We start from the raw sequence: 17228 nt of genomic DNA, 5'->3' as shown, positions 1-17228 counted from the left end.
CGCTCACTTTACGATGATTTGACCCGTCATGAAAGACTTGTGCGGCTCGCAGAAATAATTATAAGTGCCTGGTTTATCAAACGTTACCGTATAGGTTTCGCCTTTCGCGAGCAACGGAGTGGCGAAGGAGCCATCCAAAGCAACCGCATTATGCTTCATCTCGTCGTAGTTCGTGAAGATCACCTTGGAGCCTGCTTCCACGGTAAGGGCTCCCTTGCCAAAGGAGTACTCTTTAATGTCGATGTTGTACGTCTTAACCGTCGGAGCCGCTGGCGCTGCCGATGCAGTCGTGCCGGTAAATTTGGCCGGATCTACAACATACCAGACATCATTGACCCCCTGCCCATTCAACTCTCCATGTGCCTTGTCTTTAATGAAATAATAGAGCGGGAACCCTTTGAATGAAGCTTGCTTGCTTCCATCCGCTCGGGTAATCGTTCCGATATCGCTTGGTTTGATCGTAGACGGGACACTAACGCTAGTTGATGAATATGCAGGCCAATTGACGAGGCAGTCGCCTTCGCATACGCTTTTTCCGGAAGTGTCCTTGTCAAAATAATAAAGTGCCCTGCCGTAATCGTCTGTCAAATAGTTGCCCACTTCCTTCGAGGTGCCGAGCATAACCGCGTAATCCGACTTCGCCGCGAACCATACTCCCCCTACGCCCTCGCCGGTTACATCGCCGGGCTTGCTATCCTTCACGAAATAATAGAGCGGCCAATTTTTATAAGTGAGCTGCTTCGCGCCGTCCGTGCGGGTTATAACGGCGAAGTCGGCTTTATTCAGCCAAGCCGGTATTTGAAAATTGGCATCGTAATAGATCGGCCAGTTCTTCAAGCAATCTCCTTGACAGGAATTGACGTCCTCCGCGTCCTTCGTGAAGAAATAGAGCGCACGCCCGTTTTTATCCGTAAAATACGTGCCGAGCTTGTCGTTTTGCCCTAGGCCAATTCGCTCGCCTTGCGGCAGTGCAGCCCCGGGAGCAATGACTCCGCCCGTTTGCAGCGTATCAAAGAACCGCTTGCCATTTTTCGTATCGGCGGACAGCGCCTCGACAAGGGATGTCGCCAGATGCGAATTCAGCAGCGACGTCTTGCCGGCAATCTCTTTCAAGTCATGCGAAGCTGCAAATGTTTCCGATTGTTGGTATGTAAAGTCAGCTCCGGATTGATAACCGAGGTTCTCCAAGATCACTTTGTAAAATTGCTGAGAGCTGATCGCCGCGCTTGGTTCAAAACGATTGTTGCCCGCTCCCTGCCACCCTAGCTCCGGTTTGCTCTTCAAGTAAGCCAGAACGGCTTGATTGGCTGTACTGACCTGTACAGCGTCGGAAAAATTAGATTTGCCCGTAAAGGCCAGTGCTTCCTTCAGTTTTCCATTAAGCCGGAGCGAGATAATAGCAGCTTGCAAGCGCGTTGACGCTTTGCTCAAATAGGCCGCATCCACGCCCTTGCCGTCTCCGATAAGCAGCCCAAGCTCAAATGCCGTATCGGCATCGGACTTGATCCCCGGCGACGGTTCCGCAGATGCCGTGCCAAGCGGAGCGGCAATGATTGTCGTGCACGTTGCCGTAATCAAAAACAGTTTCTTTACTCGTGTAAACATTAATCATTCCTCCTTTGTCGACTTTATCTGTAGAGATAACGACGCGGAGGAAGGATAGGTTTGATTTAAAACAAATATTTTTTTGCAGCCGATCTAAAAACAAGATTGGAGATGCCGAAACACAGCCTGGAGACCGGACGCAAAAAAAGGGCGGTACAGGAATAGCTCCTGTACCGCCCTAGCCGACTCGATATGTTAAACGCAAGATCGGCAAGCTCATTCCTTACCGTCAACGAGCGACCTCATCTCTTGAACGACCGTTTCCATTCTTGCATCGGCGCCGTCATAGATCATTAATAGGTTGGCGACCTGATATTTTTCGTGTGCGACTACGCCTGCCTCTGCCGTTTTTTCCTCAAAATCCTTTACGGCTTTCTTTACGCCGTTGCTGGAATTAAAGATATAAATACTAACCAGCTCGTCGTCATTAATCATGTACACCTGAGGCTCGACCTTATTTAAAGTCTTAATAAAAACATGATCCGGATGTACGCCTATCGCCTCGGATAAAGGAATCTCATGCTTTTCAAACAAGCTTTGAATTTGCTCTAACGTAAGAAGCTTCTCTCTGTTCAAGCAGCCTGTCATTAGGAAGCAAACCGCGACGAGTATGACCATCCCTTTTCTCAAAGCAATCCCTCCTTTATCTGTTATGACGATCGAAAACGCGAATAGGTTTCAACACCGATGCGCATCCGCAGCAATCCTAGGCGCCCCTTAGCTTCTCACGCCAAAAGCGCAAGAAGCGCTGCCGCTCCCTCATGCTTCGGAACCCGCTCCAAAGCAAGCTCCGCATAGCTCGCTGCAGCCGTCTCGTGCCCGGATTCGTAGCAGCAAATCGCCATGCAATAGAACACTTCGGCATTTCCCTCGTGATCGGCCAGCGACCGTTCAAAGAAGACTCGCGCATCCTCGTACAAATCCAGCTGATAGAGCAGCATCGCGCAATCCAGCGCTAAATCCTGCTGCTCATTTAACGGATAATAGCCGGCCCACATCGCGTGTATGCCTTGGCGCAGATCCTCCGATTCTTCCTCACCGCTATCCGGGAGCAGAAGCCCGATCCGCTTGGCGCTTTGAACAAACAGCTGCGAATCATAACGCGCCAGCCGCCAAAAGGCTAAGATTTGGGACAGCGCAAGCGTCTCCACATGCTCATCGAACCAAAGCTTCAAACTAAAAAAATCATCCGGCCCAAAACGGTCGACAAAACGGCGGTAAGCTAAGCGCGTTTGGAAGAAGCTTACCGGACTTGGCAGCATAAGAATGCAGCCTACATTCAGGTTTTTATAATGATGCTCCGTAAAGGATGCTAGAGCACCCTTTTGCTCAAAGGTATGCTGAATGGCATGGTAGTTCGCCGTTAAGGAAAAGCTTCCGTGATGAATGAGCTTTGGCGGCTCTGCAAATTCCCAATTTTCCAAGCGGTGGTCGCCTTTATCCGCGGTGAGCAGGGCAAAGCCCGCTTGCGATAGTTGTCCCAATCGTTGCAAACACGCAAGCCCGATCTCCGGAAAAAGAATATGCGAATCCTCGAGCTTCTGCTTGTAAATCTCAATAACCTCGCGGAAGGGATACGATTCCCGCTCATACTCGGCCGCACGAAGATAATGGTATTCGGGCACGAGCTTCCCCAGCCTGTCGGATGCGGTCAGCCCGTAATCCGAATCCTCTTCCTCTACCTGCATGGATACTCTGCATTCAAAGATTTTGCTTTCATCGACATAGAGCAGCTCCTGCGGGATGCTGTCAAAAAAGTAATTGGCAACGATGAGCAGCGGCTGCTCCAAATCGCCCGGCCGTATCGTAATGCCGGACTGCGTCAAATGCAGCTCGGCATCCTTAACCGCATCAAACTGCGCAAAATCAAGCACGCCTTGTTGAACATACGGCATGAGGCTGCGGTGCTGCTGCCAATAGGCAATATTTTTGACTGGCAAATCACTCATCACATAACGAAACGGCGGGAGCCCTATCCCTGCAAAATCAATCAGCAGGGCGAGCTCCTTCAGCACATGAAACGCTAACTGCCCCGATCCCGCTCCAAGCTCCACGATCGTAACCGGCTCCGACGCATGGCCTTGCGCCGCACGGTCCTGAAGAAACCCGAATATAATTTCGGCATAGGCCATCGCAATGATCGGATTGCTCGTAATGTATTGCGGCACCTCGTCCCGCTGCCAAGCCTGGATGCCCTGCTCTTCAAAATAAGCCCGCTGCAGCTCCCAAATCGGCGCTTCGCTAAAACGGTAAACCTGCTGGTCGCGATTAGTCATTCTCTATAACCTACTTTGCTCATTTTTTTCTCTATCGTCAGGCCTTTATCGTTTCCCTACAAAAAAAGCCAGTCTAATCCTTGGCGGTTAGACTGGTTTATTTGATAAGACGGTTTAGAATACCTTCGTCGTCCAAGATTCGCAGTTCCATGTATCCGTCACGACATCGCGGTAAAATTCCGGTTCATGGGAAATGAGCAGGATGCTGCCTTTATAAGCTTTAAGGGCGCGCTTCAGCTCGTCCTTCGCATCCACGTCCAAATGGTTCGTCGGCTCATCGAGCACAAGCAGATTCGTCTCGCTGTTGATCAGCTTGCATAGGCGGACTTTCGCCTTCTCGCCTCCGCTGAGCACCGCGATCTTGCTTTCAATATGCTTGGTCGTGAGACCGCATTTTGCCAGGGCCGCGCGCACTTCAAACTGCGAGTAAGACGGGAATTCCTTCCACACGTCTTCAATACAGGTATTGTAGTTGGTTTCCTTCATTTCCTGCTGGAAATAGCCGACCTGCTGATGTTCACCACGCTGTACCGTACCTGAAATCGCCGGAATTTCGCCCAAAATGCTGCGCAGCAGCGTCGTTTTACCGATACCGTTCGCGCCGACGAGCGCGATCTTCTGTCCGCGTTCCATACGAAGATCAAGCGGGCGCGACAGCGGGCTGTCGTAGCCGATAACCAAATCCTTTGTCTCGAAAATCAGCTTGCCGGACGTTCTTCCGTCCTTGAAGTTGAACTGCGGCTTCGGCTTCTCCTTCGCAATCTCGATAACTTCCATCTTGTCGAGTTTCTTCTGGCGGGACATCGCCATGTTCCGCGTTGCCACGCTGGCTTTGTTGCGCGCAACGAAGTCCTTCAAATCGGCGATTTCCTGCTGCTGCCGTTTAAATGCGGATTCCAGCTGCTGTTTTTTCATTTCATGCACCTGCTGGAAATACTCGTAATCGCCGACATAGCGGTTCAGCTCTTGATTTTCCATATGGTAGATCAAGTTGATGACGCTGTTCAGGAACGGAATATCATGCGAGATGAGAATAAAGGCATTCTCGTATTCCTGCAGGTAACGCTTCAGCCATTCAATATGCTGTTCATCCAAATAGTTCGTAGGCTCGTCCAGAAGCAGGATGTCCGGTTTCTCGAGCAGCAGCTTCGCAAGCAGCACTTTCGTGCGCTGCCCGCCGCTCAAATCGTTAACATCCTTGTCCAGCCCGATATCGGTAAGCCCTAGACCGCGAGCCGTTTCTTCAATTTTCGCATCGATCAAATAAAAATCCTGATTCGTCAGCGTGTCTTGGATGGTTCCCACGTCCTCAAGCAGCTTCTCCAGCTCCTCCGGCGTGACATCGCCCATCCGGCCGTACATATCGTTCATCTCCTGCTCCATGTCGAACAGGTATTGGAAGGCTCCCTTCAGCACGTCGCGGATCGTCGAGCCCTTGCTCAGCACCGCGTGCTGATCCAGGTAACCGACGCGCATGCGCTTGGACCATTCCACCTTGCCGTCATCCGGCTGGAGCTTTCCTGTAATAATGTTCATGAAAGTGGACTTGCCCTCGCCATTGGCGCCGATAAGCCCAATGTGCTCGCCTTTTAGCAGGCGAAACGATACATCATTGAAGATCGCGCGGTCTCCAAAGCCGTGGCTTAGTCTTTCTACGTTTAATATGCTCATGAATGACACCTTTTCTTTTGTAATAGTCTCGTTATATTATAAACGTTATAGGGCCTACAACTCAATGTAGGATTCCTTTTCGAGTGCAATCTTTATATTGGATATTATGCTGCTTTTGCAAGCCTCAAAATAATGCGCCAGCCCAAGGCTATCTAATCGGAAGGCCCGCTTCTTTGCCATTATTCGACGAACATGTTGTGTTACAAGCAGCGATATTCAGCCATTCAAATCAATATGAAGGCGTTTCGTATGAAATTTCAATCGGTCATCGAGCTTGGAGGCAAAACGGCGACAGGCTTCTCCGTTCCGGAAGAAGTGGTTACGGCTCTCGGTACAAGCAAGAAACCCGCCGTCAAAATCACGATCAACGCTTACACCTACCGGAGTACCGTCGCGTCAATGGGCGGGCGGTTCATGATTCCGCTGAGCGCTGAGAACCGAAAGGGAGCAGGCGTTGCGGCCGGCGATGAAGTAGCGGTGGATATCGAGCTTGATAACGAGCCTCGCGAAATTATCGTACCGGATGATTTGTCTGACGCGCTTAACGGTGAAGCAGCAGCAAGAGCTTTTTTCGAAGGATTATCTTATAGTAACAAGCGGCGGCTGGTTCTCGCAATCGAGGACGCCAAGACGGCTGAAACCCGGCAGCGGCGGATAGACAAAACCGTAGCACTGCTGAAAGAGGGACGAACTTCATAGTCAAGCCGCAAATAAAACGAGAGCTCTTCGATAGAGCTCTCGTCAATGCTTCCTATTCTTAATTAGCCCAAATGCTTCGGATTTGGTACTATTCCTTATTTGTTTTATCCTTTAGGATTTGCGAGCCGATCGCGCCTATGATTAAAATGATAAACGAAATGACATTGTAATCCTTAAAAAAGGTCGTAAACGGAACCTCAAAGTATCTAAGTATCACCGTAATAATTCGTCCGACTAACAGCAGCAGGCCGATGACGACCATCCAATTGAATATTTTCTCTAACGTTCTCATCTGATTCTCCTTTTCCTGTACATTCTCTTCTTACAGCGCTGCTTTTAGCACGATTTTGGCCAGTTCCTGGCTGTAGGTTTCTAAATCTACCGATTGTGTATGAGCCGGGCTAACCGACATGTATTCCCCGATCGCTCCTTGAATCATTTTCGCCATAACGTTAATATTAAACGCGCTAAATTGTCCGGATGCCTGGCCTTCACTCAAAATAGAATGAAGCTCGTTCAACAGCACATCGTCGTCTTCGCCATCGTTCCATTTGTAATAAGGGACATTTTCAGGCGTTCTCGCATTAAAAATGATTTCCAGCAGTGCGGCATTATGGCTGGGGTGAGTGCCTCGGTAAGCCAGACTGGCTTCAATAAAGACGCTCAGTTTCTCCCTCGGCGTGTTCATGAGACGGACCTTTGCCATAATAGACGAAGTGGAATCTTCAATTAATTTCATGAGAAGCTGGTTCATCAAATCGCTTTTGTCCGAAAAATGATACGAAATCAACGCGGTGCTGATCCCTGCCCTTTTCGCGATTTCCGACAAGCTTGCTTTCACGTATCCGATTTCATCAAGCGTTTGAATGGCAGCCGCAATGATTTGCTCCCGTCTTGCTTCCGCTATGAATGACTGCTTGCCTTCTGCTGCCGGCTTGATTTCCTTCATAAAATAACTCCTTCCCGCATGGAAGTTGATCGAATAATCATTTTCTTGATTGGTTGATCAATTTTATCACAACGATAGATGCATCCGCAATACGGAAGTTTTAAAACTGGATTTCATAACGGAAAGCCTGCTGACCGTAAAATAATCTGAAGCTCTATCCTAGTCAAGGTAGACAACCAGCTCATACCATCCAGCTATGATGAGAAATCATTGACACTGACCGCAGCGATATCGGGATTAGAAAATGGCTATCATAACTTTTTTATTCACGCAGCCGATGATGAGGGGATTTATAGAGATTATAATGGCTCATTTTATGTACAAGCCGTATGGCCCGTAGTTAGCACGTTGAGTGCGGAGAATGTCGGCCAGACATCGCTGTCCCTCTCATGGACACCCGCCAAGGGGAGCAGAGGTTACCGGATCTCGCTGGCCTCAGATTTGGACGACATACGGACAAATACAGAATTTCGCGCGACTTTGAAAACAATCGCAGCAGCTGGAGGACATTCCGATATAACAATGGATGACCTCGTAACATTTTTATCTGGAGACGCCGGCAGCCGCAAAGGTCTCGAAGGTACAATCGCCGGTATCCTTGCACAAAAGTCAAAACTTGAGCTAGCCCAACTGCTCATGAATAAACAAAAGCAGACAGCGGTTCTGCATGTAACGTTAGTGCTGCTGCTCGGTGACCCCGACGCGTACAAGCTCAGCAGCATACTTAGTCAGCTTGACGTTACACCGGGCGGCCTGCTTGCCATGGCGCAGAACTTCCGTCAGAAATTACAGCATGACGAACCGGTTGCCCGTGCAATCACCGTTGCTTATATCCGCTCTATAACGGTTGAAACGGTAAAAATAACGGCCGATGGCAAAAAACACAACTATTCGCTTAAGGCGCACGGCATCGAGCTTCCTTCCGCCATTTTGAAATGGTCGAAAGTATCCGGTGACGGGGCGGTGACTGTCCGTGCGAACGGGGCGGTATCCATTCCGAACCAGACAGCTAAAGGTACAGCGGTTATTCAAGCCACGCTGGTCAATCCATACGGCGGCAAGGCAAAGGTTATCTTTCAGAAGGAAGTGACACTAGTTAACGGTGGCAGTGTACTTTAAGCGCCCGCCTGCTTAATGGCTGTCATTGGTGAAGATTTGCTTATAAAACGCTGAAGGCGGCACCCTCCATTTGGGTGCCGCCTCAACAGTGATCATTCGCTCTTATTAATGCCCGATCCTTTTCATTTAATCGAGGACATTCATAACAATAGCCAAATTCCGTATTCAAGCGATAGGCAAGGCAACAGGCTGTTTTCAATCGTACTTTTTGCTCAGGGATAGTCGGATGTCCAATGTATCGAAGTTTAATATCAAACGGATTTTTACGGAGTCCGAACGCGCTGGCATCGATTCCCCATTTCAACATTAGAAATGGATCAACGATCATCTTCCTGCTCTTCTCATCCGAAGCATCGCCCAACTCTTCTTCCATTTGACTATACAACGCATTAACAATTTGTCCCCATAAAGGAATGGCACTCATTTGGACTAGTCGGGATAATGTTGCGATCAATGGCGTTATGTGTTCCCTGTAAAATGAATCGAGCGCCTTCTTGCGCCAAGCGTCGCCGCACGTTATCGGAATTTTCCTGAAACGCTGTTCATTGATTTTAAATGAAAAAAGGGGATAGTGGTCACCTGCATATAATTGAACGGATACATTAGATAATGATAAATCCAGAAGCCATTCATCGCCGCGAAACAGCATGTGCTGCATCGCCCTGCATATCCCTGCATACCAACTCATAAAAAACGCTGCCGCCGCGGATCGTTCTTCTGTTTTAATGAGCGGTCCGTACGTGTCGATCAATCGCATCTATTTTCTTCTATTAATAGATCCGATGCAGGCAACGTAAGCACGGTGTACTCCGGCTCATACAAAGTCAGGAAAAACTTCTCTTCCAGCTGTCGAAGGTCAACCGTGCCCACTGCATACCCTCCCCTTATTCTTGTTTATTCTCAAAAGCATGAACGACTTCATCAATCGCATGGCTATCTGCCAAAGGAGACATGCCCAGGCTAAACCATTCCTTGCCTCCCATAATGTAGACCTGATTTTCCTTTACCGCCGTCATGTTCTTCCACAATGTGCTATCCAGCATTTGCTTATACCTGCTCTGGACTTCTTCGCTAGTCTCATCATCTAGCTGCAGGATGATATGGTCAGGATTATATTCCGGTATTTTTTCCAAGGAAATAGAAAGGCTTGGCTCGTTCTGAGGAAACTCTTTAACTGGTTTTAAGCCTAACTCCTTATGGATGAAAATGCCCCGGTCGATATTTTCACCGTAAATAACGATTTCTTTTGCCATAATCATCATATACATGACTGTCTCGTCTCCAACAAGGGTGTCGAGCTTCTTCTTGGCTTCTTCTTTTTCCGCTTCTAAATCCTGAATGACCGTTTCTGCCTGGTCTTTCTTACCGAGAACCTCGCCAATATCCCGCAATTCATCGCGCCAATTATCACGCTGCGGCAATAGCACGGTTGGCGCGATTTTGGACAGCTGATCGTAATCCTTATCGGACCACCATGTCGGGGCAATAATTAAATCCGGCTCTGAGGTTAGAATGGCTTCAAAATTAGGCGTTTGCGCAATCCCCATCTTCAACGTATCTTTAAACGGTTCTTTAAGATAGGATGGGAAATCCTGATGATAGTTTTGTACCGCAATAGGCGTAACGCCAAGTGCATATAAAAACTCCGGGTAGACGACAGAAAGCCCAATAACCCTTCGGGGGTCGGTTGGAATGCTGATGTCTCCTTTCAAGCTTGTTATCACACGCATTTTATCGGATACTCCTGCATTCGTCTTACCAGAATTCCCAGCAGCAGTACTGTTCTTATTCGACCCGGTATTATCGGCTGCACAAGCAGTACTTAACATGACTAACAATACGATAATTAATCCCGCAAACAATCTTCCATTACGCTTCATTCTCTGGTGATCCTCCTGAAAATCTAATTTATAAATGATAATCGCTTATTAAAATTGATTATCATTATCACATATGAGGAGTATAGATGAATTTTCAATTTTGGAATATCGACGATAACGACATTTTTTTATGTACGATTACGCCAAAGCTTCAGCGCTTCATCCAGCATAAGATCATGGGTGAATGCCGTATATTCTACCCATGGATACGACGGGAGGAAATCCACACGGCTGTTCTTGACGGCTTTCAGACCGCGCCATAGCTCAGAGCTCATGAGAGTACTCCAAGTTGATTGCGATAGAGCGTCCTCGTCCACGATAAGCAAAAACCGGTCCGCATCAAAATCCGCCAACTGATCTGGTGTTACCTGCTGATCCGGCTTCATTCGCTCGACGCCACGCGCGGGTACAACATGCAGATCGTCATAGAACACCGTACCTAAGCTTCTGTTGCCCAAAACGTGAAAGCGGTCTCCTGTGATTCTCAGAATGAGGAGACTATCATCCTTGAAAACATGTTTAATCTGTTCTCTGACAAAAAGGGCTTTTCGATCATAATTTTCAAGCCAAACTTCCGATGCTGCTGACTTGTCTAGAAACTGCGCAATCAAACGCAAATGCGTACGCCAGTCGTTCTCCAACCAAGGTACAAAATACGCGGGCGCGATTTCCTTGAGCATGGCCTGTTCCCCGGCAGGTACAAGGATATCTATACCAATAATGAAATCAGGCTTAGCAAGCCGAATTTCTTCTCTCTTTATCGATTGATTTGAACTTAGCGGGAGCACGGAATCCATTTGATACTTTCGCTTGTAATAATCAGTCCAGGGGTGATCGGCTGGTGCGGCACAAGGATTTATATGAAGCGTAATCAGTTGTCCAATGTTGGAAAAATGGTAAGCGACTATTTTTTGCCTGCTGATCTTCATAAATGCCGCTGGAGGCATACCTGATACCTGTTTGAATTTGCGTCGAAAATAAATATCGTCATGGTAACCTACATGCCGTGCAATATCCCGGAGACGATTTTGCCCGCCCGTCCTCATCAGCTGCTGCGCCTCTTTAATCCGGAAGACGGCCAAATAGTCGATCGCGCTGCAGCCATATCTTTTTTTAAATAATCGCATAAAATGACGGGTACTAATCCCAGCCACCTTCGCCAAATGATCGATCGTCAGATCTTTCTGATAATGCTGTTCGATATAGCCTTTCACGTATTCAAGCGCCGTTTCCGAATCGTTTCCACGTACAAGAAGAGCATCCTGCAGGATGGTATGCAGCACTTCTTGAAAGAGGATTTGACCGCGGAAACGTTTTAATCGATCCTCGTCCTGCAAACATTGGCAAATGGTTATGCACGAGGCGTTAACGGAAATCATCGACGAGACGATAACTTCCCCTTTTATCGGGAACGAGCTGTTCCGCTTGATAACCTTCATCGAATCGTTAGACGATCCGTCATCCTCAATAATATCGAATCGCATATAATAAAACCCGCGTTCATCAAACGAGTGCGCAGCTGCCTCGATGAGCTGACCAGGCGTACAAACATAAACGCTGCCTTTTCGCATCTCGGTGAATTGCCCGTCAATCGTAAGCCAACCTCGACCGCTTGACGCTACAAAAATCATGTGTGTCTGGACAAACTGAAGCTTTAATTTCCATTCACTCGAATGGCTCTTGATCTGTTCAATTTCCCGAAGCTTGAATAACATGCCTTCGAGTGTGGCATATTCGTTATGTTTAATGTTCTTTTCGATATCAACCAAGCAAGCACACCTCCCAAGACATATTTTAATATGAAACTAGTAATCATGATACGCAAAAAAGAGCCTGCCTCCATTCGGAACATGCTCTTTCTTTCATTAAGTAACAGGCCTCATCGCCTAAGTAGATCATTAAGCCCAATTCACTTTTTTGAAAATTTCAATCGCCTTTTGCCGGTAATCTTCTAAGTCTGCGAAATCAAGCTGCTGCGATTTGAAAGCTCCCCAGGATTTGATTGGCTCTGCAGTTTCAGCCTCTTCATTTACCGGGAATTCATAACTCCCCTGCACCAACTGCGTTTGGCCTTCCTTACTCGTCATATATTCTACCAGCTTTAATGCATTTTCTCTGTTTTTCGAATAACGGACGAGCCCGATTCCGCTGATGTTGAGATGTGTCCCCGTCGTCTCCTGATTGGGGAAGAACACGCCCAAGTCTTCCGCTACCTGTACTTCTTCCGAATCTTTAGAAGCGGCAAGCTGCCCCACATAATACGTATTCATGATCGCCACATCACCGATACCCTCGGCAATGGCCTTGGCCTGATCGCGATCTCCGCCTTCCGGAACACGCGCGAAATTGTTCACGATCCCTCTGGCCCACTGTTCCGCCTGCTCTTCTCCGTTTAACGAAATAAACGAAGCGAGCAATGACTGGTTATATAGATTGGAGTAAGACCGAACCAACACTTTGCCTTTCCACTTCTCGTCGGTCAAGCCTTCATAAGTCGATAATTCCTCCGGATTCACCCGATCCTTCGCATACACGATTACCCGTGCACGCGTAGCAATGCCAATCCAATAATCATCCGGATCACGCCATTTGGCCGGAACCTGGCGGTCAATGACGTCAGAGCTCAGCGGCTGCAGCACGTTCTCTCGCTTGGCATAGTTTAATACGCCTCCGTCCACGGTAAAGAACAGATCAGCCTCGGTGTCCTCTCCCTCCCGCTTTAGCCGGGCGACCAATTCCTCCGCCGTGCCTTTGATCTCATTGACCTTTATCCCCGTTCGCTTCGTAAAGGCTTCGAATAGGATGGAATCGGCTTCATAATGCCTTGCTGTATACACCGTTACATCGCCGTTCTTCATGTCCGTATCTCTCGTCTCATGTATAGCTGTAACCGTAGGCTCGGTATGATTTGGAGGTTCCAGGCCGCTTCCTCCAAGCCCGCATGCCGTACAGACTATAGAAAGAAATAAAATGATCGACAACGTTTTCAAGCTTCTTCCTCCTCCATCATTTACCGTACCCGGTTTCTATTCATGAAATAAACATGGCAAGCTGATGGTTACCGTTGTGCCGGTCATCTCCTCGGAACGGATCGCAAGCGTGCCTTGATAACGATCAATCAATCTCTTGGCAATGGCAAGACCTAAACCATTCCCGCCCTGATCACGGCTTCTTGCTTTATCTACCCGGTAGAACCTGTCCGTAACGTACGGTAAATCCTTCGCTGGAATGCCCATGCCGTAATCGATGATTTCAATATCAATCTGTTTCTCTCTTACGTTGGCTTTGACGGATATCACTTTATGCTGTAGAGAGTATTTAATGGCATTATCTAAAATAATGAGCAGGATTTGCTCCAAATGTTCGTTGGAAATTATCAAACTCATGTCTTCGATTTGCTTTAAATCGGTTTCCAGAGCGAAATCGGGATGTATCAGAGCAAAACGATTTATTATTCTTTGTATTACCTTCGAAGGGTTCTTCAACAAGGATTCGAGGACATGCGTATTTTGCTCTGCCCGAGATAAGGCTAGCAATTCCAAGACAAGCCCCTTTAACCGTGCAAACTCGTGAAGAGAAGCATCAAGCGAATCGCTTAGAATAACAGGGTCTTCCTTCCCCCATCTACGAAGCAGAGACATATGGCCTTCGATGATGGCTACCGGCGTTCGAAGCTCGTGGGAAGCATCCTCGACAAACCTGCTTTGCTGACGGAACGATTCTTCCACCTGATCCATCATATCGTTAAACATGATCATCAAAGTTGATATTTCATCGCCGTTTAATGCAGGCCGCATTCTTTCCTGCATCCCTTTGCTGCTAATGTCTCTAATCGTCTGAGCCATTGCCTGCAGCGGCTTGAGCACATTTCGCGTAAGCAGCCAGCCGACCAAAATACTTAAAACGACTGCCCCCAAAGTGAAATAAAACATCACCTGTGAAATCGTTTTTCTCATTTCCTCGAATTGGGCCAGGCTTTTGACAATTTCGACTGAGCCGGTAAACTCGAAAATGGTGATCGGACTTTCCATGATTAAATGGGAATAGCCGCCCTGTTTGTAAATACCGATTACTTGGTGTGAGATCGATTGGTGCACCAACAGATTGTCCGGCACATTATCGTTTATCGTTATAAGTGGAATATTATCGGTTCCAATGATACGGATCCGTTGATCGTCTCGGTTGATTTTGTCCAAATACTGTCTTATTTTCGTTAAATTCTCTGGCTTAAATTCCGCTTCCTGTTCCAGAAAATAGTTCAAAATTTCATTCATGCTGTGCTGAACGTTCTTTTTCTCGCGGTGAATGATCCATTTTTCCATTATCACGTACTGCAGCGTGTTATATCCGGCGAAAAGCACCATGATTAACACGGTTGACCATAAAGTCAGCTTGAACTTAATCGGCATTCGAAAGTAGAAGCCCGTCCATTTTTCCAAGCTCATTTTTTCATCACGTAACCAATGCCTCTCAAGGTTTGTATGTAGCTGGTTTCACCGGGATAATCAATCTTGCGGCGCAAATACCTGACGTACACGTCCACGACATTCGTATCCACCGCTACCTCAAACCCCCATACTTTATCAAGCAATGTCTCGCGGTCAAGCACCCGGTTTGTATTGCTTAAAAACACCGTGAGCAAATCATATTCGCGTTTGGTCAGATCAATTGGCGCGCCCGCTCGGGTAACCATTCTCCTATTCGGGTCTACAATCAAATCCAGATAGGCAAGGACGGGAAACCCATCCTTCTCCTGCTCCTTGTACGATTCCTGCTGCCTTCTGAACACGACCCTCATCCTCGCCAGCAGCTCTTCAATGGCAAATGGTTTTGGCAAATAATCGTCGGCGCCGCAGTCCAATCCGAATACACGCTCAGCTATGCTGTCTCTTGCACTTAACATAATAATCGGCGTGTGCTTAAGAGAGCGAACCCGCCTGCATATCTCGAGTCCATCGATCCCAGGCAGCATAATATCGAGGAGAATAATATCCCAATCATCAGACAGCGCAAAATTCAGCCCCGTATTGCCTTCAGAAGCAACGGTTACTGAGAAGGACTCATGCTGAAGCTCAAGCTCGATAAATCGTGACATATTTTTCTCGTCTTCAATCAGCAATACTTTTTTCATTACGCCTTTTCCTCCCGCAAGGCTAAAGCCATGTCCTGATGGTAGCCGCGACATGATTATAGGGCTTATTTCCATTGAATGAAAATGATTATCATTATTATCTATGAATCTATTCTATTCGAAAAACGTATGTCAATCAATCATTCTTTTTCATAAACTGTTCGTTTCTCGACCGCAGAGCGTGCATTAATCCTACATTTAAGCCTTTCTCATCCGCCTGATGCAGAATGGCGTTCAAATCCTTAGGGAGACACTTTCCTGAGAAGCCGCGATTATCCTCATATACAAAGGTATGGCTTCGGCCTATTCTCGGATCTTCCAGCCATACTTCCCTCAGTCTGGAGTAATCGACATCAAAGGCTTGCGCAATATCGTAAAACTCGTTGCAAAAAGCGACCTTCAAGGCCAAATAACAGTTTTCCATATATTTGGCCAGCTCCGCGGTGCGCGCCTCCGTCAGCACGAATTTAACCTCTGCGTTACATACGCTTTGATAGGCTTTTACAGCCAAATTCACATCCCCTGCTGAACCTCCCAGCGTCAACCAGCTTCTCGCATTGAGGTCAGCAAACGGATGCGCTGCCGTTTCTCCGTAATATTCGGGCTGGAAGACGATCCGCTTGCCCGTATCCCTAATCTGACTGTCGGTGAAACCAACGGGAATCGTAGACCGAATAATAATAACCGAGGCATTAAGCCACGACAGAACTTCCTTCACTTGAGCCGTGTCGCAGCTGCCGTCCGCTGCTTCCGGCGTAGGCACGCATATAAAAGCGGCATCGCAGCCGGTAAGCTCCTCCCGGCTCCCAATGCCCAAGGGACCGTCATAAACGGCTGCATTCGGAAATTGCTTAAACATCGCTTTACCGACTTGGCCAAAACCAATAATTCCGATTTTCAACATGTTCACACTCCCTTTATCGACTCTGTAGACTGCATGTTTAGGTAATGCTTTTTCTGCAAACCCAGCAGAATGAATATAATCAGATAAAATGCCCAGTAGAGGACAAATTCTTCAACGGATGGGTTCTGTGTATAGCCGAGGAATGCTTTAAAGAAAATTCCGACTTGTCCGTTAATCAAAGGGCGTTCGCCGGTATCGCGAATATGCTGCGTTTCGTCCAGCGGATGCTCAGGCATGATAGCCGTAAGGTTGTAAATCTCGCCAACCTCGCCGCCAGGCGTTTTGTAAACCGTCCCTATCATTCCAATATCCTGCATGATCCCGACAGCCTGGACAAGCAGCCCTCCTGCAATCATCATGAGGAATATGCTGGTGATCCGGAAAAAAGTTTTAAGCTGAATTTTTTTGGTGCCTTTAAAAAACAAATAACCGACAACGAAAGCCAAGATCAGGCCAAATAACGCTCCCCAGCTTTGCAGCGCCTGTTGAATATCTCCGCCGGTAATCGCAGCGAAAAAAAACACGGTCTCTACGCCTTCCCTTACAACGACCAGAAAAGAATGGATGATCATGTTCATCACCCCGCCGACGGTGAGAATCGCGGATATTTTATTCTCAACCTGCCCCTGTAAATTGCGGCTCTGCTGGCTCATGAATAAAACCATATGAGACAGGAGGACGCATGAGACGAGCATAATGCCAATCTTCAAGTAATTTTGGCTGCCCATCGTTGCGAATCCGGTTAGCACCGTTTGAAACACCAAGGCGGTGCCATAGCTCGCTGCCAGCGCGAGGATAACGCCGACCCATACCCATTTGTTCCACTGCGTCTGGCCGATCCTCTTTAGGTAGGTCATGATAACCCCAACGATTAGAATCGCTTCGAGCGCTTCGCGAAACGTAATTAAAAAGGACTGCAAATTCATCCTTAAGCCCCCGCTCCATAAGTTAAATATAATGGCGGAAGACACCTGCGTTTTAAACGCAGGCGTCT

General features: G+C 47.7%; 17 protein-coding genes. 2 read left to right on the top strand and 15 right to left on the bottom strand.

Annotated elements, in window-relative coordinates; all coding sequences use genetic code 11:
* Positions 1-3: 3 nt before the first annotated feature.
* The 4 genes from MRBLPE1_RS32210 to MRBLPE1_RS32195 form a co-directional block, all read right to left on the bottom strand.
* Positions 4-1605, bottom strand: a complete 1602-nt coding sequence (locus MRBLPE1_RS32210; protein WP_364154383.1) for a plastocyanin/azurin family copper-binding protein — start codon at positions 1603-1605, stop codon at positions 4-6.
* A gap of 216 nt (positions 1606-1821) precedes the next feature.
* Entirely contained in the window at positions 1822-2235 is a 414-nt protein-coding gene (locus MRBLPE1_RS32205; RefSeq protein WP_364154380.1) for a hypothetical protein, read from the bottom strand.
* Positions 2236-2330: 95 nt separating this feature from the next.
* Positions 2331-3881, bottom strand: a complete 1551-nt coding sequence (locus MRBLPE1_RS32200) for an SAM-dependent methyltransferase (protein WP_364154377.1) — start codon at positions 3879-3881, stop codon at positions 2331-2333.
* 114 nt (positions 3882-3995) lie between these two features.
* The gene (locus MRBLPE1_RS32195) at positions 3996-5552 is read right to left on the bottom strand and encodes an ABC-F family ATP-binding cassette domain-containing protein (protein WP_364154375.1); all 1557 of its coding nucleotides are present in this window, start codon (positions 5550-5552) and stop codon (positions 3996-3998) included.
* A 249-nt stretch (positions 5553-5801) separates the two neighbouring features.
* On the opposite strand from MRBLPE1_RS32195, the gene MRBLPE1_RS32190 reads away from it, so the two are divergent.
* On the top strand, positions 5802-6251 hold the full coding sequence (locus MRBLPE1_RS32190) for a YdeI/OmpD-associated family protein (protein WP_364154372.1): 450 nt from the start codon (positions 5802-5804) through the stop codon (positions 6249-6251).
* A gap of 88 nt (positions 6252-6339) precedes the next feature.
* Here MRBLPE1_RS32190 and MRBLPE1_RS32185 read toward each other — a convergent pair whose 3' ends face one another.
* A complete protein-coding gene (locus MRBLPE1_RS32185) occupies positions 6340-6543 on the bottom strand; it encodes a hypothetical protein (RefSeq protein ID WP_364154369.1) in 204 nt (67 codons plus the stop codon).
* A 30-nt stretch (positions 6544-6573) separates the two neighbouring features.
* On the bottom strand, positions 6574-7200 hold the full coding sequence (locus tag MRBLPE1_RS32180; RefSeq protein WP_364154367.1) for a TetR/AcrR family transcriptional regulator: 627 nt from the start codon (positions 7198-7200) through the stop codon (positions 6574-6576).
* Positions 7201-7410: 210 nt separating this feature from the next.
* On the opposite strand from MRBLPE1_RS32180, the gene MRBLPE1_RS32175 reads away from it, so the two are divergent.
* Positions 7411-8319, top strand: coding sequence for a hypothetical protein (locus MRBLPE1_RS32175; protein ID WP_364154364.1), 909 nt, complete (start codon positions 7411-7413; stop codon positions 8317-8319).
* A gap of 82 nt (positions 8320-8401) precedes the next feature.
* Here MRBLPE1_RS32175 and MRBLPE1_RS32170 read toward each other — a convergent pair whose 3' ends face one another.
* From MRBLPE1_RS32170 to MRBLPE1_RS32130, 9 genes are all read right to left on the bottom strand, one after another.
* Positions 8402-9007: a hypothetical protein gene (locus MRBLPE1_RS32170; RefSeq protein WP_364154361.1), complete on the bottom strand. Its 606-nt coding sequence runs from the start codon at positions 9005-9007 to the stop codon at positions 8402-8404.
* Between the two features lie 59 nt (positions 9008-9066).
* Positions 9067-9189 (bottom strand): hypothetical protein, encoded by a 123-nt coding sequence (locus tag MRBLPE1_RS32165; RefSeq protein ID WP_364154358.1) that lies wholly within the window; start codon positions 9187-9189, stop codon positions 9067-9069.
* A gap of 14 nt (positions 9190-9203) precedes the next feature.
* Positions 9204-10199, bottom strand: coding sequence for an ABC transporter substrate-binding protein (locus MRBLPE1_RS32160; protein WP_364154356.1), 996 nt, complete (start codon positions 10197-10199; stop codon positions 9204-9206).
* Between the two features lie 128 nt (positions 10200-10327).
* Positions 10328-11968 (bottom strand): AraC family transcriptional regulator, encoded by a 1641-nt coding sequence (locus MRBLPE1_RS32155; RefSeq protein WP_364154353.1) that lies wholly within the window; start codon positions 11966-11968, stop codon positions 10328-10330.
* 129 nt (positions 11969-12097) lie between these two features.
* Entirely contained in the window at positions 12098-13189 is a 1092-nt protein-coding gene (locus MRBLPE1_RS32150; RefSeq protein ID WP_364154350.1) for a Fe(3+) ABC transporter substrate-binding protein, read from the bottom strand.
* Between the two features lie 36 nt (positions 13190-13225).
* Positions 13226-14644, bottom strand: a complete 1419-nt coding sequence (locus MRBLPE1_RS32145) for a sensor histidine kinase (protein WP_364154348.1) — start codon at positions 14642-14644, stop codon at positions 13226-13228.
* Entirely contained in the window at positions 14641-15330 is a 690-nt protein-coding gene (locus MRBLPE1_RS32140) for a response regulator transcription factor (protein WP_364154345.1), read from the bottom strand. The genes MRBLPE1_RS32145 and MRBLPE1_RS32140 overlap by 4 nt, the downstream gene beginning before the upstream one ends.
* A 136-nt stretch (positions 15331-15466) precedes the next feature.
* Positions 15467-16234 carry a hypothetical protein gene (locus MRBLPE1_RS32135; protein WP_364154343.1) on the bottom strand — a complete coding sequence of 256 codons (768 nt, stop codon included), beginning with the start codon at positions 16232-16234 and terminating at the stop codon, positions 15467-15469.
* Positions 16235-16236: 2 nt separating this feature from the next.
* Positions 16237-17160: an FTR1 family iron permease gene (locus MRBLPE1_RS32130; protein ID WP_364154340.1), complete on the bottom strand. Its 924-nt coding sequence runs from the start codon at positions 17158-17160 to the stop codon at positions 16237-16239.
* Between the last annotated feature and the right edge of the window lie 68 nt (positions 17161-17228).

This window comes from Paenibacillus sp. LPE1-1-1.1, assembly GCF_040676435.1.
Lineage (GTDB): Bacteria > Bacillota > Bacilli > Paenibacillales > Paenibacillaceae > Pristimantibacillus.
Note: the sequence above shows the minus strand (reverse complement) of the source record. Positions and strands in the feature narration are given on the sequence as shown.

What these genes read in the sequence shown, in the direction of transcription:
- MRBLPE1_RS32210 (WP_364154383.1), bottom strand. Translation starts at nt 1,605, where the DNA reads ATGTTTACACGAGTAAAGAAACTGTTTTTGATTACGGCAACGTGCACG.
- MRBLPE1_RS32200 (WP_364154377.1), bottom strand. Translation starts at nt 3,881, where the DNA reads ATGACTAATCGCGACCAGCAGGTTTACCGTTTTAGCGAAGCGCCGATT.
- MRBLPE1_RS32195 (WP_364154375.1), bottom strand. Translation starts at nt 5,552, where the DNA reads ATGAGCATATTAAACGTAGAAAGACTAAGCCACGGCTTTGGAGACCGC.
- MRBLPE1_RS32190 (WP_364154372.1), top strand. Translation starts at nt 5,802, where the DNA reads ATGAAATTTCAATCGGTCATCGAGCTTGGAGGCAAAACGGCGACAGGC.
- MRBLPE1_RS32185 (WP_364154369.1), bottom strand. Translation starts at nt 6,543, where the DNA reads ATGAGAACGTTAGAGAAAATATTCAATTGGATGGTCGTCATCGGCCTG.
- MRBLPE1_RS32180 (WP_364154367.1), bottom strand. Translation starts at nt 7,200, where the DNA reads ATGAAGGAAATCAAGCCGGCAGCAGAAGGCAAGCAGTCATTCATAGCG.
- MRBLPE1_RS32170 (WP_364154361.1), bottom strand. Translation starts at nt 9,007, where the DNA reads ATGAGTTGGTATGCAGGGATATGCAGGGCGATGCAGCACATGCTGTTT.
- MRBLPE1_RS32160 (WP_364154356.1), bottom strand. Translation starts at nt 10,199, where the DNA reads ATGAAGCGTAATGGAAGATTGTTTGCGGGATTAATTATCGTATTGTTA.
- MRBLPE1_RS32145 (WP_364154348.1), bottom strand. Translation starts at nt 14,644, where the DNA reads ATGAGCTTGGAAAAATGGACGGGCTTCTACTTTCGAATGCCGATTAAG.
- MRBLPE1_RS32140 (WP_364154345.1), bottom strand. Translation starts at nt 15,330, where the DNA reads ATGAAAAAAGTATTGCTGATTGAAGACGAGAAAAATATGTCACGATTT.
- MRBLPE1_RS32135 (WP_364154343.1), bottom strand. Translation starts at nt 16,234, where the DNA reads ATGTTGAAAATCGGAATTATTGGTTTTGGCCAAGTCGGTAAAGCGATG.
- MRBLPE1_RS32130 (WP_364154340.1), bottom strand. Translation starts at nt 17,160, where the DNA reads ATGAATTTGCAGTCCTTTTTAATTACGTTTCGCGAAGCGCTCGAAGCG.